The sequence below is a fragment of the Gracilimonas sp. genome, assembly GCF_031581265.1.
Lineage (GTDB): Bacteria > Bacteroidota > Rhodothermia > Balneolales > Balneolaceae > Gracilimonas.
The window spans coordinates 87,467-102,242 of the sequence record NZ_JAVLBQ010000007.1; the positions used below are offsets into that span (position 1 = coordinate 87,467).

Below are 14,776 nucleotides of genomic sequence, written 5' to 3' on the forward strand. Positions count from 1 at the left end.
TATATACAATCTAGATGAAAACATTATCCGCGTATTTGGTTCTGTTGGTATTGATGCTATTGATAGGAAATCTGAATGCACAGGATAGGCTTTCTAAGAAAGATTCGCTTAAGATTGAAGGGATATTACAGGAGGGTCCACAGAATTTTTACCTGCAGAAAGCGAAAGAGCAGCAAGAAAAAAGAACAGAATACTTGGATAGTTTAATTGCCGATGACAGCACAAACTACTACGCGCTGAATCAAAAGATAAGTCAGCTTATAGTACTCCGGGATTTAGACAATGCTAAAGCCGTACTTTCTCAATTTCATCGAAGAACAATGGACACCTCAAAATATGATTTTATAAAGGCCAATTTGTTCGAGTATTTTAAAGAATATGAAAAAGCCAACTTATTGTATGATACAGTCGAGCTTCAACTTAAAGCAGAGTTAGAAAACAGCTCTTCAGACTATAAAAAAGCAGAAGCAAATTTAGGGTTATGGTATTTGAATAAGTATTTAGGGAATGAACCTAAAGCAGATAGCTTAATGAAAATCTTGAGGGATAATTACTATCAATCAATAAATGTTGGGATAAACTGGTATTATTTCTACCGTCGTTTTGGAGAAGGAGTTTTTAATCAATAAATACATGAAGAAAGTAGCTCTTACGATTTTAGTTTTTCTATGTACAATTGGTGTTTTTGCACAAAATGCATCCAATGAATACACACTGGTTACATACAATATTGAAAACCTGTTTGATGCTGACGGAGTAGCAATCTATGACGATTATCGTACTACTGATAACGATGGCAAACCATTATATACCAAAGAAGATGTACTTACCAAGATCAAAAATGCGGTTCGTGTCTTAAAGCAATATAATCAGGGTAAAGGACCGGATGTGGTTGCCATGGTAGAACTCGAAAGTGATTTTACTCCCTGGCCGGATTTATCACCGGATGATTTTCTAAAAAAATATGCCTCTACCACTTTGGAACAGATGCTTGGTGATGATTTCACAGAAGACATTGCGGACCTTCCTTCTGAGCTGCTATTGCTGAAGGGAATGGTGGATTCGGATATGTGGAACTATGAAATGTCAGTTGGAAAAAGTAAAGTTGGTAAGGATGGTGAACCTGAGACGGTTCAAAAAACAGTAACTTATTCGCGATTTCCTATCCATCATGGGAAAACCGAAATTCATCATTTAGTACGGGCAAGACCCATCCTGGAGACCTGGATCAATGTGAAAGGAAATGAGTTAGTAATCTTCAACAATCATTGGAAATCCGGAGCGAGTTCATGGCAGATGGAGCAGGTCCGTCATCAAAATGCTAAAGTGTTACGAGCCCGATTGGATGAACTTTTAGCTGAAAACCCAAATCTTGACATAGTGTTAGCCGGCGATTTCAATAGTGATTACAATCAAAGCTATCGGTATGATTTCGAAAAAACGGCAGTTAATGATATTCTTGGTTCCATCGGCGACGAACAGAAAGTGGCTAAAGGTAATACCGATTTTGTTTATAATTTATGGTACGATTTCCCCGTGAATAAGCGTGGTTCGGATACCTATCAAGGTAAATGGGGAACGTTGATGCAAATTATGATCACTTCCGGAATGTATGACGATGAAGGAATTCAATACGTAGACAATTCTTTTGACCGGGGTGATTTTGGGTTCAATACCTTCAGCACATCCGGGGAGCCTAAGCGTTGGAGTTCTGCTTTCACAGGGAGTGGGTATTCAGATCACCTTCCCATTTCCATGAAATTTCGCTTGGCTGAGGAAAGCATCATATATAGTGGTTTTTCAGTGAATGATGATGAGGAATGGAAGCCTATTGAGGTAGCCTATTCAATACCTGAAAATTTTATATCTGAAAAAGAGTTTACGAGTGAAGATCCCCGTGAAAATCCTGAATTTTATGGAGAATATGTGTTAGCCACTGCTACGGTTACAGACGATTATGATTTTGTAGTTGAAGGCATAACCTACGATGTGTATACACCCGCTTTTCGTCTTAATCAAGTACTTTCAGATGTAGCAGGTACTGAGCAGAAAGTTAAATTTTATGGGCGGTTTTCTCAATATCGGGGCAATTGGCAGTTTATTATTGAGAGCCGGGATTTCATTACCATTCAGTGAACCTTTAACAGTAATCAGGTTAAGTATGATTTTAGCTATTGAGACTGCTACTAATATTTGTTCGATTTCTTTCCAGGATGGAGAGGGAAAATTATTTGAGAAACGGACAGAAAGAAAAGGATCGCATTCTGAGTTGCTGTTTATCTTTATCAGAGAATTGATGGAAGAACACAATTTCAAATTGGCTGATCTGGATATAATTTTGGTAAGCTCGGGACCGGGTTCCTACACCGGATTGCGAATCGCAGCAAGTGCTGTAAAAGGATTATTTTTTGGGTTGAATGTGGATATTTATGCCGGAAATACGCTTGCCGGTTTTGCTCAGGGAGCTGGTGAGGGAACAGTACATGCTGTAATTAATGCTCGCCGGAAACACCTCTATCATCAAAAATTTAAAAAAGAAGACCGGCTCATCCCAATAACAAAATCCGAGATTTTAGAGCTTGTAGAAATCACTGCACTAATGAATAAGGGAAATCAAATAATCGGTACCGGTATTGAACGGTTGGAGGAAGAGAAAAAAGATCAACTTACTGTCTTGGAAGCGTCAGATATATCAGCCACTAATTTGATTCATCTTTTTAACAGCATTTCAGGAGAAGAATTTTTCCAAAAGACGACTGCCGAGGAACTGGAATCCAATTATTTGAGCAGCAGTCAAGTCAACAATACTAAAGTGAAGTAGCGTTATATTATTCAAAACAGATTCAGATTTAAGCGTTATAATCTTTATTTTGTGCTTCTGAAAAATTCACAAAACAAAGCCTATGTCCTGGTTCAAAAGAAAAGACGAAAATATCCAAACGAGTACCAAGAAAGAAATGCCGGAAGGAGTTTGGATAAAAGTACCCACCACCGGTGAAACCATCCATAAGCGAGAATTAGAGGATAATCTTTGGGTTGATCCCCTAAGTGATTATCACTTTAGAATTGGAAGTGAGAAATATTTTGAAATTATTTTTGATGATGGAAAATTCAAAGAATTAGGTCAGGAAATTCAACCCACCGATCCGCTGGATTTCGAAGATCGAAAGAAATACAAAGACCGCCTTAATGAGTATCAAGAGAAAACCGGACTTTCTGACGCAGCACGGGTTGGCGTGGGTAAAATGAATAAACTCGACATCGTCGTTGCCTGCATGGATTTTTCTTTTATCGGGGGAAGTATGGGATCTGTAGTAGGGGAACGCTTAGGTATTGCTATAGATCATGCCCGAGATAATAAATTTCCATTGATTATTATTTCTCAAACCGGTGGTGCCCGTATGATGGAGAGTGTGCTTAGTTTGATGCAAATGGCCAAAACCTCAGCAAAACTTGCACAGCTTGAAGAAGCTAAAGTTCCATACATTTCTTATATGACTGATCCTACAACCGGAGGAGTTACGGCGAGTTATGCGATGCTCGGTGACTTTAATATTGCAGAACCGGGTGCGCTAATTGGTTTCGCAGGTCCCCGCGTGATACGTCAGACTATTGGTCGCGATTTGCCCGAAGGTTTCCAGACCTCAGAATACTTGCTGGAACACGGTTTCCTCGATTTCATCTTACCACGCACAAAAATGAAAGCGAAGCTGACTAAGTTGCTAAAGCTGGTTCAGCATAAAAAATAGTCAGTATTTCACAATTTATACCCGGCTTTTCAGGTCAAATAAAATTTCATTTCAAAGAATTATACAATGCGCTTTGCGGATTACGCTAAAATTTATGTAACGGCCGGTAGAGGTGGGGACGGTGCCCTTCACTTTAGAAGAGAGAAATATGTTCCAAAAGGAGGTCCTGATGGCGGCGATGGTGGAAAAGGAGGAGATGTAATTTTAGTTGGCAATGAGCAGCTAAATACTATTCTTGATCTTCGCTACCGAAAATACATTAAAGCCGAACATGGTGAAAATGGATCTAAACAAAGAAGTACGGGCGCTGATGGTAAATCGGAGCGATTGGAAGTTCCATTGGGTACTGTAGTATTTGATGCTGATACCAAAGAGCGTTTAGGCGAGATTACCGAGCATGAAGAAGAAATGGTGATTGCCAAAGGCGGTAAAGGTGGATTGGGAAACTGGCATTTCAGAAGTTCAACCAATCAAACTCCTCATCGTGTACAAGAAGGTAAACCGGGAGAAGAGCGTGTTGTTGAACTTGAATTGAAGCTGATGGCTGATGTTGGTTTGGTTGGCTTTCCCAATGCCGGGAAAAGCACCTTATTATCGGCATTATCTCATGCCAAACCTAAGATAGCTGATTATCCGTTTACTACCTTAGAACCTAACCTTGGAGTAGTGAAATTTGCCGACTACCGAAGTTTTGTAATGGCAGATATTCCGGGAATTATTGAAGAAGCTCATGAGGGAAAAGGGCTTGGAATACAATTTCTTCGTCATATAGAGCGGAATAATGTGCTGCTATTTATGGTCAGTGCAATGACCGATATTAAGTATGAGTATGAAGCTTTATTGAATGAGGTAAAATCGTACCGAAAAGACTTGTTAGACAAGCCCCGGATATTGGCAATTACCAAGATGGATTTAAAACAAGACTTTAAGTTGGAAGAAGAACTTCACTTTGATGATGAAATTCCCGTTATTACTATTTCGTCTGCTACCGGTCATGGTGTAGACGAACTCAAGGAGAAACTATGGGAACAAATACAACATGCTAAAGAACAAGAAGAAACTTAGGGTACTCATTGCGCTCAGCATAATACCGGGGTTTGGGTGCCGTCGCGTTTACAACCTGATAAGACACATTGATGATCCAGAAGAAATATTCAATGTAGGGAAGCGGAAATTACGAACCATCGAAGGGATTGGGGAGGCATCTGCACTGTCCTTAATCGCTTTTGATGACTGGGATAAGGTAGATGAAATTTTAGAAGCCACCGAAAAGAGCGGCTCTAACATTATAACATTGGCTGATCCGGAATATCCTCCTTTATTGAAGCAAATTTACGATCCCCCGGTTCTATTTTGGCTGAAAGGGAACCCTGAAGCACTTTCGAAACCCGGGATGGCTGTTGTTGGCACAAGAAATACGACGGCCTACGGACGGAATATGGCTAAGAAAATCACGGGTGAACTGGCAGATCAAGGACTGTGCATTTTCAGTGGACTGGCCTATGGAATTGATGCAATTGCTCATCAGGCTGCCTTAGATCATGGAGCCCCGACGGTGGCAGTATTGGGATCAGGAATAGATAATTTATATCCCAAGAAAAATGCCGGGTTAGCAAATAGCATTGTTAAAAATGGGGGAGCAGTGATTACTGAATATCCGCTTGGCACCAAACCGGACGCGGGAAATTTTCCGGTAAGAAACAGAATTGTAAGTGGAATGAGTTTAGGGGTTTTGGTTATAGAATCCGGAATAAAAGGGGGGAGTATGATTACGGCTAATGTTGGGCTTAACCAAAACCGTGAAGTTTTTGCCGTTCCGCATCCTTTGGGGAATCCATCAGGCACAGGATGTAATTATCTTATTAAAAGAGGGGCTGCAAAACTGGTGCAAACAGTAGATGATATTTTAGAAGAGCTGCTTGTAGAATATGAAACCGAAGGGGAGACTAAGATCAGGGAAGCTGAAAATGAAAATTGGAGAGATAAAGAACTGGATGAAAGCTCACAAAAAATTTGTGAGCTTTTAGAGGAAAAAGCCTACCAAATTGATGATTTAAGTGAAAAAATGAAGATAGACACCAGTCAACTATTAGTGGAGTTGCTTCAGCTGGAAATGGAAGATATTGTAAGCCAGAAAGCCGGTAAGATATTTGAGTTGAGGTAGATAAAAATAACCGGTTCCGCTGAAAATTCTCTTATAAGTGTATTTAAGGTAATTATTCAGCAGAACCGGAATGGAGAAGTTTATTTAGGATTTATACCTGTATATAGCTGCCAATCCTGAATTATTAGGAACTTCAGACTGTGGAAGTCCATAGAGGGTGCTTCCATTACGAATAGCTGAAATGGCTGCAAGATTGATTAAATCTACCGTTTCACCATTTTTCTGATCTGATATTTCAATCTCATTTTTCTCCTGATCAAAAATACCAAATTGATGAAAGCCCATTGGTACAAATAAGGTATCCACTTTTCCGTAATAGGAACCTTTGACGATCTCACTTACGTCAGTGGAAATCAATTCACTGCCACTGAGGTCGTTAAAGCGTTCAATATCACTTTTTATTTCTTCACTGAAATAGGGTTCTACGATTTGCCAGGATTCGACTTCAATTTCCTGAACGGATTTATTATCACAATTTCCTGAAATATGTTCTTCTAAAACATTGAAGTATTTGTTCGACTTCTTATAGTAAGAAACCATTTTATCAGGTCCGGCTAAGACGAGAGGTCCGTTTACCCTTTTGAGGTATTTAGTAACTTTATTCTCAATGTGTTTGAGAAACAGTTCAAGCTCTTTGTTGTCCTCATCGGAATCTGTCCCATGACCGTGAAACACCGCACGACTACCACTTGTACCGGTGTGGTACTGAATAGACCGATCGTGTACATGATATTTTAAATGGTCTTCCATATTAGTAGGAACACTTTCAAACTTAACCTGTGTTGTTTCATCCGGGGCAATTTTAAACATCTTTGTCTCGCTTTGGCTAAGCAATAACACATGGTAAATACTATGGTGATTTTGAAGTTCCAGCAGTGGAGTGACTAAAAAATTATTAGAGATATAAAAGTTTTCTTTCGGACTTACCGGAATTTTAAAGAAATCGAAATACTCTTTATTTATGTAGATGGCAAGCCCTTTGTCTTGATGCAGCCAAAATTGATTTTCTTCAGTTTTGGCAATTACCGGATCAAAAAGTTCATCAGTTTCATTTTCTTTCCATCCTTGTTCAATAAGTTCACTTTTAGCTTGTTGAATTAAATTTTTGAGACGTATTGAATCTTGTTTGCCTTCTTCTCCTTTCTTGTGTGTAGGTAAAAATATGGTAACGTTAATATCCTGAGTTTTGCTGATCAGCTTTTCAATAGTTTCTCTGTTTACTAAACTCATGTTTTCTCCTTCTTTTTGTAGATGTGTTTCATGTATTAATATCAACATATATATGCTGATAGTGTTCCATACATGTTCAATTATATAAGTAATTAATGACCTTTATGAATCAAAGTAAAGTCACTATTAAATGAAATCATTTTTCAATCTTTATTTTGAAGTGCCTCTGTCATGATTTCAATTCTTTTATCGAGGGTGGCAACGGCGGGACCATAATCTTCAGCACTCATTAAACTGGTGTTTACGCTGCAGTAGAACTTGATTTTCGGCTCCGTGCCGGAAGGGCGGACAGAGACAATGGATCCATCCTCAGTTATAAATTGAAGCACATTGCTTTGGGGCAGGTCTATCTCAAATACTTCTCCGGTGGCAATGTTTTTCTTTTTCGATGTCTGATAGTCTTTGATAATTACCACTTGTGAACCGCCTAATTTTTTCGGAGGATTAACTCTGAAATTCATCATCATTTGTTGAATTTCTTCTCCCCCTGATTTCCCTTTTTTAGTAACTGAAATAAGTTGTTCCCTAAACAATCCATATTCTAGGTACATTTCAATCATTGCTTCATACAAGCTGCTCCCCTGACTCTTGTGATAGGCTGACATCTCAGCAATAATGGCACAGGATATTACCGCATCTTTATCTCTTACATGTTCGCCAATCAAGTATCCATAACTTTCCTCACCGCCGGCGATAAATTTTTTCTTGCCTTCAAGCTTGGTCATTAGCTCACCAATGTATTTAAAGCCGGTGAGGGTATTGTAGCATTCAACGCCTTTATCTTCTGCAATTCGGTCGAGAAGGTATGAGGTTACGACAGTCTTAACAATATACTCATCCCCGGTTATTTTTCCGGATTTATCCCAGGCTGTCAACATATAATCGATAATGAGGGATCCGGTCTGATTGCCGTTAAGAAGTACAAAATTTCCTTCCTTATTCTTAATAGCAATTCCAACCCTGTCACCGTCAGGATCTGTGGCCATAACAAGGTCAGCATCCACTTCCTTGGCTTTTTGCAGAGCCATATCAAGCGCTTCTTTTTCCTCAGGGTTTGGATAAACTACAGTGGGGAAATTACCATCCGGGCTCATTTGTTCCTCAACGGTAATTACATTTTTGAAGCCCATTCGCTTAAGTACTTCAGGCACTAAGGTACCCGTGGTGCCATGAATGGGAGAGAATACTATTTTTAAATCACTTTGGTCCTCTATGGCATCTTTAGAAATAGAAAGATCAACCAAAGCATCTAAGTACTTCTCATCTATCTCATCGCCAATAGTTTCAATGAGAGCATCATTTCCTTGAAAATGTACTTCACTCATGTCAGTGATCTTTTGAACTTCTTCCATTACCATTTTGTCGTTCGGTGCTACTAATTGTCCGCCATCTGCACCGTAGGCTTTATAGCCATTGTATTCTTTAGGATTGTGAGAGGCTGTTAACATTACTCCACCTTTGCATCCAAGTTTACGGACAGCAAATGATAGTTCGGGAGTAGGACGGAGATCTTCAAAAAAGTAAACCTTTATGCTATTGGCTGAAAAAACATCTGCCACAACTTGAGCCAGCTGATCGGAGTTGTTACGAGAGTCGTGGGCCAAGGCTACTTTAATATCTTCATTAGGATAGTTCTTTTTCAAGAAATTACTAAAACCCTGTGTGGCCATCCCAAACGAATACTTGTTAACACGGTTGGTGCCAACACCCATAATTCCCCGTAAACCACCGGTGCCAAATTCAAGATCCTTATAAAAGGCTTCTGTCAGTTCATCAAAATTTTTGTCATCCAGCATTTCTTGAAGGGTTGATTTGGTTTTCTCATCATATTCCCCTTTCAGCCATTGATTGATTCTATTTTGTACAGCCGAATCTAATTCCTTCATATCTAAAAAATTTAGGTGTTTAAGTAATTGATGAACATCGTATTTATTGAACAATAAATATAATTAAATAAGCAGGTGATTTCAGCATTAATAAACCATGAAGGAAGAATACATATCATAATAAAAAAGGGACAAGCAGCAAGCTTGCCCCATAGAAAGTGCTGAAAACTATATCTTTTCTAACTCTGCCTAATCCATTTTGCCAGATCTTTAAAAGAGGGCTTTTTGCCATACATCAAAATACCAACGCGGTAAATTTTTGCGGCAAGCCACATGATTACCAAGAATGTCAGAATCATTAATAGAATAGATAAAGCAATCTGCCAAATAGGAACCGATGTAGACGCAATCCTTGAGATCATATTAATGGGAGACGTTAACGGAAATATGGACACAAAAGTAGAAAGGGAGGAGTCAGGAGCCTGCATCACTTTTGTATTCAAGAAATAGGCTATAAATATCGGCAGACCTACAATAGGCATGAACTGTTGAGAATCTTGCTCATTATCAACCGCAGCACCGATGGCTGCAAACAGGGCACTATAAATCAAAAATCCTAATAAAAAGAACAATATGAAGTACACAAAGATGTAAGGCTCAATCACAATGTTCTCCAGTACGGAAGCATCAAATGAGGAAGCCGCTTCGGCAGCATCTTCAGGTAAATTGCTCATTTGTGCATCCATAATCATTGCAGCAACGGGGGCGGCGGCCATTGAAAGCCCAATGTAGAAGAATATCCAGATTCCAAATTGGGTAAGTGCCATTGACAAAATACCAAAGAGCTTCCCAAACATCAGTTCAATGGGTTTTACAGAAGATGCTATTACTTCCATTACACGATTCGATTTTTCCTCAATAACACCTCTCATCAGCAGTGCGCCGTAAAAGAAAATCCCAAAGAAGATCATTAAGCCTAATATAAATCCTATAGCTGAGGCAAATATGGTATTGTCTTCTTGTTCACCTTCCTCAGTGAGCTTGACGGCTTCTAAACCGGTTCTTGTTTCAAAGATATCCCGCACATTCTGAGATACATTTTCCCGGGTTAATCGCTCCTCCCTTACAGCATCTCTGAGGTCTGACCTGACGGCTGATATAAAGGATAAACCGCCTGAACCACCATGCACTAAAACCGGACTTTTTGAATGAGTAATAACCGAATCTGTTAAAACAATATATCCATCCAAATCTCCATTTAGTACTTGGGCACGAAGGGTATCGATGGAAGTATCACTTACATTGTAATACCTGGTCTCATTTAACTCAACCAACCTTTCAACTAACACCTCCGTGTTATCATATATTCCAATCCGCTTTTCAACTTCGGTCTCTGAAATGTTAATAAAAACGATAATGCCTATAAAAGCGATAAAAGCTAAGGGAGTTAATGCGGTTATAAGAATAAATGATTTACTCTTTACTCGAGTCAGATATTCTCGCTTTAATACAAGCCAAATTTTATGAAAACTCATCTTATTAAATCTCCGATTTTTTGATATTGTCTTCTCCAACCGTGGAGATGAAAATTTCAGTTAGTGAAGGTTGAATACGCTCAAACTTATGGATTTCGGCATGGTTCATAGCCAATTCCAAAATATCCTGCATACTCTGGCCGTTAAGTACTCTAATTTCTGCGTAATTAGTTGAGCGGTTGTTAATGCGAACATCTTTAAGGGAGTCGAGGAATGAGCCGTCCCCTTCGAATTCAAGGTTTATAGTATTCTTACCAAAAGAAGCTTTGATTTCTCTGAGATTGCCCGTTAAAACAGCCTGACCTTGATTAAAAAGACAAATGTCATCACACATTTGTTCAACTTGTTCCATTCGATGGGTTGAGAAAAGAATGGTTTTTCCTGCATCTCGCAACTCAATGATAATTTCTTTTAGCGTTTCACTGTTGATGGGATCCAAGCCGCTAAAAGGTTCATCAAAAATATAAATATCCGGGTCGTGAGCGATGGTTGCTATAAACTGTATTTTTTGAGACATGCCTTTAGAAAGTTCACTTACTTCTTTCTTTTTCCATTCCGAGGCTCCAAAACGTTCCAGCCAATAATTGATAGCTTTATCGGCTTCACCGGAATCCATGCCTTTGAGTTGGGTTAGATACATTAACTGATCGTAAACCTTCATCTTCTTATAGAGGCCTCGTTCTTCCGGCATGTATCCAATCATGGTTTGGGTTTCGGGGCTTGCTTCAATACCGTTAATGGTAATAGAGCCTTGATCGGGGGTTAGGATGTAGTTGATCATCCGAATAGTAGTGGTTTTGCCGGCCCCATTCGGACCAAGTAGGCCAAATATTCGGCCTTTTTCCACCTGGAAACTAACATCGTTTACGGCTTTGGTCTTGCCAAACGATTTAAAAATATTTTGTACGTCAATTACCGCCATAGCTTACAATTAAGGTTAGAATTGCAATTTCATAGGATGTTCATCTGTATTGGATAAACTTCAGAAATTCAGATGTTTGTTTTTGGAAGATGCCCAAAGATTTCTTATTTCCCATATTATTAATTCTTAACGATTAAATTTGTTATAGGTTTCAAAAATAAATGAAAATTCTTCATTTGAGCGCAGAGTGTTATCCGGCCGCTAAAGTTGGTGGTCTTGCAGATGTAGTTGGTTCACTGCCAAAATATTTAAATCAACTGGACCATCAGTGCGAGGTGGTTATCCCGAAGTATGAAACCCAGTGGTTAGAAGATCAGGACTATACAAAGATCCATGAAGGATCATTAATGATGGCGGGGGAGGAAGTCGGTTTTTCAATTCTTAAAGTAAAGGATGCCAAGCTTGGTTTTCCATTGTATGTAGTAAGTATTCCGGGAAGATTTGATCGCCCGGGAATTTATATAGATCCATGGTCGGGCCACGGATATTGGGACGAACTTGAACGCTTTGTCAGTTTTCAGATTGCGGTTATGGAATGGATGAAAAACAGCCATGAACAACCTGATGTCATCCACTGTCATGATCATCATACCAGCCTGGTACCTTTTATGTTATCCGAGTGTAATCGTTACAGAAACATGTCAGGTATACCTTCGGTTATTACGGTTCATAATGCTGAATATCACGGTGAAGTGGATATTGATAACTTTAAATTATTACCTGCTTTTAATATTGATAATATAGGTTTGTTAGATTGGGATGGACAGCTAAATTCCCTGGCGGCAGGACTCAAATGCGCATGGAGAATTACTACTGTTTCAAAAAGTTATATGCGTGAACTTGCTGAGGAGAGTAATGGCTTAGAGATCTTATTTCAGCAAGAAAGATCCAAATCACAAGGAATACTAAACGGAATTGATACAGAAGTTTGGGATCCTGCTGCTGACGAACTAATTGAATATAATTTCAGCTTTCGAAATCGCAAAAAAGGTAAGAAGGAAAACAAGCATTCATTGTGTGAAAGATTTGATCTGAATCTGGAGCTTCCAATGATCTCATTTATTGGTCGGTTGGTACGGGAAAAGGGAGCAGATTTATTGCCTGATCTTTTTAATAGAATTTTAAAAGCAGATATAGAAGTGAATTTTATATTGTTGGGGACGGGCGATCCTCAGCTGCATGAAATTTTTGCACAGATGGAAGGAAAACACATGGGCTATTTTGATGCAACCCTGGAATATAACGAGCAACTGGCTCATCAGATATATGCCGGTTCAGATTTTATATTGATGCCATCCCGTGTAGAGCCCTGTGGGCTAAATCAAATGTTTGCAATGCGATATGGAACGGTTCCTATTGTTCGAGCCGTTGGAGGACTTAAAGATACGGTAGTTGATATCTCAGAAGAAGATGGATATGGAATTACTTTTAACGATTTCACACTTGAGGCTGCCGAGGAGGCAATCGTTAGAGCCGTAGATCTGTTTAGTAATGAAAAGCAGTATTCTGAAGTATTAGCTAAAATAATGAAGCTGGATTTCTCTTGGAAGAGTTCAGCCCAAGAGTATGAAAAAATGTACAAAGCACTAATATCTAAGTAAATCAATTATGAAAAGTTCATCAGTCATTGCGGTTATATTAGGAGGAGGAAGAGGTACCAGATTATTTCCATTAACGGGGCAACGATCTAAACCTGCAGTTCCGGTGGGTGGAAAGTATCGACTGGTGGATATTCCAATTTCAAATTGCCTGAATTCAAATATTCGTCGCATCTATGTGCTCACACAATTTAATTCAGCTTCGCTAAACCGGCATATCAAAAACACCTATAACTTTGATGTATTTAGCAGTGGCTTTGTAGATATTTTAGCCGCAGAGCAGACTCCCGATAATACCGGTTGGTTCCAGGGTACAGCAGATGCGGTTCGGCAGTCGCTACATCACATGGAAAATCATGCGCACGATCATGTTTTGATACTTTCCGGTGATCAACTGTATCAAATGAACTATCAAAAAATGTTGGAGCGGCATAAAGAAAATAACGCCGACCTGACGGTGGCTACCATTCCCGTGAATGCCAAGGATGCTAAAGGCTTTGGAATCATGAAAACGAATAAAGGTGGCATCATTGAAGATTTTGTGGAAAAACCCTCTTACGATGAACTCGAAAAATGGAAGTCAAAGGTGCCGCAGCGGCATAAAGAGCAGGGGAAAGATTACCTGGCTTCAATGGGAATTTATATTTTCAATCGAAGGATTCTAAAGGATCTTTTTGATGATAATCCCGGTGCCACCGATTTCGGAAAGGAACTAATCCCTAAATGTGTGTCCGGAGATCAAACGGTGTGCGGCTATGAATTTGATGGATATTGGACGGATATTGGAACCATTGAATCTTTTTTTGAAGCAAATTTAGCCCTTGCCAGTACCATACCGGAATTCAATCTCTACGACAACGAAAACTTTATTTACACTCGTGCGCGTCTGTTGCCTGCCTCAAAATTGATGGGAACTACCCTTGAGCATGCACTGATGGCTGAGGGTTGTATTATTGAAGCAAGTCGTATTGAAAGATCCGTGGTTGGAATACGATCCAGAATTGGAAAAGGCACTACTGTTGAAAATTCCATTGTAATGGGTAATGACATTTTCCAGGATCGTTCGGTTATTGAAAATGCAACACCTGAAAATCCTGCTATGGGAATTGGTCAGCGCTGTTTTATAAGCAATTGTATCATAGACAAAAATGTGGCTATTGGGAATGATGTTCGAATATCCGGGGGAAGCCATCTTGAGGACGGAGACCACGAATATCATTATGTCAGGGATGGTATCGTGATTGTTAAGAAAAATACGATCATACCTGATGGGGTTACTATTTGAGGGGGTTACAATAAGCCCTTAATGTAACATCGAGTTCGATTATTCGTGAGTTAAATTGAATATGAACCTTAAATCAATTTGATTTCATGTTATCTAAAAAGGAGATAATTTTTGCTCGATTAACCATTTTACTTACAGTTGGGCTGATTTTTCTATTTCAAGCAGACTATGTTCAGGCTCAAGAGCAAAAAACCAAAAAACCTATTCAGGTGATGGTTTTGGGGACTTTTCATTTTACAGGAGTACCAGATTTCTATCCCATTAAAGCCCCGGAGCGACAAGAAGAGATTGAAGCTGTAGTGGATAAATTAAAGCAGTTTAACCCAAGCAAAGTTGCGCTTGAATATCAAAGAAAACATCATGCGAAATTGGACAGCATGTATGAGGAATATTTGGAAGGTATTCATGAGTTAACGGTAAATGAAAGACAGCAATTGGGGTTCCGAACTGCAAAACAGCTAAATCAT

Annotated in this window: 13 protein-coding genes; 9 read left to right on the plus strand and 4 right to left on the minus strand. The window is 39.3% G+C overall.

The window, feature by feature from the left end:
• Positions 1-14: 14 nt before the first annotated feature.
• From RI561_RS04560 to dprA, 6 genes are all read left to right on the plus strand, one after another.
• Positions 15-629: a hypothetical protein gene (locus RI561_RS04560; protein WP_395079043.1), complete on the plus strand. Its 615-nt coding sequence runs from the start codon at positions 15-17 to the stop codon at positions 627-629.
• Positions 630-633: 4 nt separating this feature from the next.
• Positions 634-2,136: an endonuclease/exonuclease/phosphatase family protein gene (locus tag RI561_RS04565; protein ID WP_395079044.1), complete on the plus strand. Its 1,503-nt coding sequence runs from the start codon at positions 634-636 to the stop codon at positions 2,134-2,136.
• Between the two features lie 25 nt (positions 2,137-2,161).
• Positions 2,162-2,821 carry a tRNA (adenosine(37)-N6)-threonylcarbamoyltransferase complex dimerization subunit type 1 TsaB gene (gene tsaB, locus RI561_RS04570; RefSeq protein ID WP_395079045.1) on the plus strand — a complete coding sequence of 220 codons (660 nt, stop codon included), beginning with the start codon at positions 2,162-2,164 and terminating at the stop codon, positions 2,819-2,821.
• Positions 2,822-2,903: 82 nt separating this feature from the next.
• Positions 2,904-3,749, plus strand: coding sequence for an acetyl-CoA carboxylase, carboxyltransferase subunit beta (accD, locus tag RI561_RS04575; protein ID WP_395079046.1), 846 nt, complete (start codon positions 2,904-2,906; stop codon positions 3,747-3,749).
• Positions 3,750-3,815: 66 nt separating this feature from the next.
• A complete protein-coding gene (obgE, locus tag RI561_RS04580) occupies positions 3,816-4,814 on the plus strand; it encodes a GTPase ObgE (RefSeq protein WP_395079047.1) in 999 nt (332 codons plus the stop codon).
• Complete coding sequence (dprA, locus tag RI561_RS04585; protein WP_395079048.1) at positions 4,789-5,913, plus strand: DNA-processing protein DprA; 1,125 nt, start codon at positions 4,789-4,791, stop codon at positions 5,911-5,913. Before obgE ends, dprA begins: the two co-directional genes overlap by 26 nt.
• A gap of 84 nt (positions 5,914-5,997) precedes the next feature.
• On the opposite strand, the gene RI561_RS04590 is transcribed toward dprA, so the two are convergent.
• The 4 genes from RI561_RS04590 to RI561_RS04605 form a co-directional block, all read right to left on the minus strand.
• Positions 5,998-7,143, minus strand: coding sequence for a hypothetical protein (locus RI561_RS04590; protein ID WP_395079049.1), 1,146 nt, complete (start codon positions 7,141-7,143; stop codon positions 5,998-6,000).
• 143 nt (positions 7,144-7,286) lie between these two features.
• The gene (locus RI561_RS04595; RefSeq protein ID WP_395079050.1) at positions 7,287-9,029 is read right to left on the minus strand and encodes a phospho-sugar mutase; all 1,743 of its coding nucleotides are present in this window, start codon (positions 9,027-9,029) and stop codon (positions 7,287-7,289) included.
• A gap of 179 nt (positions 9,030-9,208) precedes the next feature.
• Positions 9,209-10,504: an ABC transporter permease gene (locus RI561_RS04600; RefSeq protein WP_395079051.1), complete on the minus strand. Its 1,296-nt coding sequence runs from the start codon at positions 10,502-10,504 to the stop codon at positions 9,209-9,211.
• 4 nt (positions 10,505-10,508) lie between these two features.
• On the minus strand, positions 10,509-11,426 hold the full coding sequence (locus RI561_RS04605) for an ABC transporter ATP-binding protein (protein WP_395079052.1): 918 nt from the start codon (positions 11,424-11,426) through the stop codon (positions 10,509-10,511).
• Between the two features lie 161 nt (positions 11,427-11,587).
• Between RI561_RS04605 and RI561_RS04610 the strand changes: the two genes are divergently transcribed.
• The 3 genes from RI561_RS04610 to RI561_RS04620 form a co-directional block, all read left to right on the plus strand.
• Positions 11,588-13,027, plus strand: coding sequence for a glycogen synthase (locus RI561_RS04610; protein WP_395079053.1), 1,440 nt, complete (start codon positions 11,588-11,590; stop codon positions 13,025-13,027).
• Positions 13,028-13,034: 7 nt separating this feature from the next.
• Entirely contained in the window at positions 13,035-14,309 is a 1,275-nt protein-coding gene (locus RI561_RS04615; RefSeq protein ID WP_395079054.1) for a glucose-1-phosphate adenylyltransferase, read from the plus strand.
• A gap of 86 nt (positions 14,310-14,395) precedes the next feature.
• The coding region (locus RI561_RS04620) for a DUF5694 domain-containing protein (RefSeq protein ID WP_395079055.1) at positions 14,396-14,776 on the plus strand (381 nt) is incomplete at its 3' end.

What these genes read in the sequence shown, in the direction of transcription:
- RI561_RS04560 (WP_395079043.1), top strand. Translation starts at nt 15, where the DNA reads ATGAAAACATTATCCGCGTATTTGGTTCTGTTGGTATTGATGCTATTG.
- RI561_RS04565 (WP_395079044.1), top strand. Translation starts at nt 634, where the DNA reads ATGAAGAAAGTAGCTCTTACGATTTTAGTTTTTCTATGTACAATTGGT.
- tsaB (WP_395079045.1), top strand. Translation starts at nt 2,162, where the DNA reads ATGATTTTAGCTATTGAGACTGCTACTAATATTTGTTCGATTTCTTTC.
- accD (WP_395079046.1), top strand. Translation starts at nt 2,904, where the DNA reads ATGTCCTGGTTCAAAAGAAAAGACGAAAATATCCAAACGAGTACCAAG.
- obgE (WP_395079047.1), top strand. Translation starts at nt 3,816, where the DNA reads ATGCGCTTTGCGGATTACGCTAAAATTTATGTAACGGCCGGTAGAGGT.
- dprA (WP_395079048.1), top strand. Translation starts at nt 4,789, where the DNA reads ATGCTAAAGAACAAGAAGAAACTTAGGGTACTCATTGCGCTCAGCATA.
- RI561_RS04590 (WP_395079049.1), bottom strand. Translation starts at nt 7,143, where the DNA reads ATGAGTTTAGTAAACAGAGAAACTATTGAAAAGCTGATCAGCAAAACT.
- RI561_RS04595 (WP_395079050.1), bottom strand. Translation starts at nt 9,029, where the DNA reads ATGAAGGAATTAGATTCGGCTGTACAAAATAGAATCAATCAATGGCTG.
- RI561_RS04600 (WP_395079051.1), bottom strand. Translation starts at nt 10,504, where the DNA reads ATGAGTTTTCATAAAATTTGGCTTGTATTAAAGCGAGAATATCTGACT.
- RI561_RS04605 (WP_395079052.1), bottom strand. Translation starts at nt 11,426, where the DNA reads ATGGCGGTAATTGACGTACAAAATATTTTTAAATCGTTTGGCAAGACC.
- RI561_RS04610 (WP_395079053.1), top strand. Translation starts at nt 11,588, where the DNA reads ATGAAAATTCTTCATTTGAGCGCAGAGTGTTATCCGGCCGCTAAAGTT.
- RI561_RS04615 (WP_395079054.1), top strand. Translation starts at nt 13,035, where the DNA reads ATGAAAAGTTCATCAGTCATTGCGGTTATATTAGGAGGAGGAAGAGGT.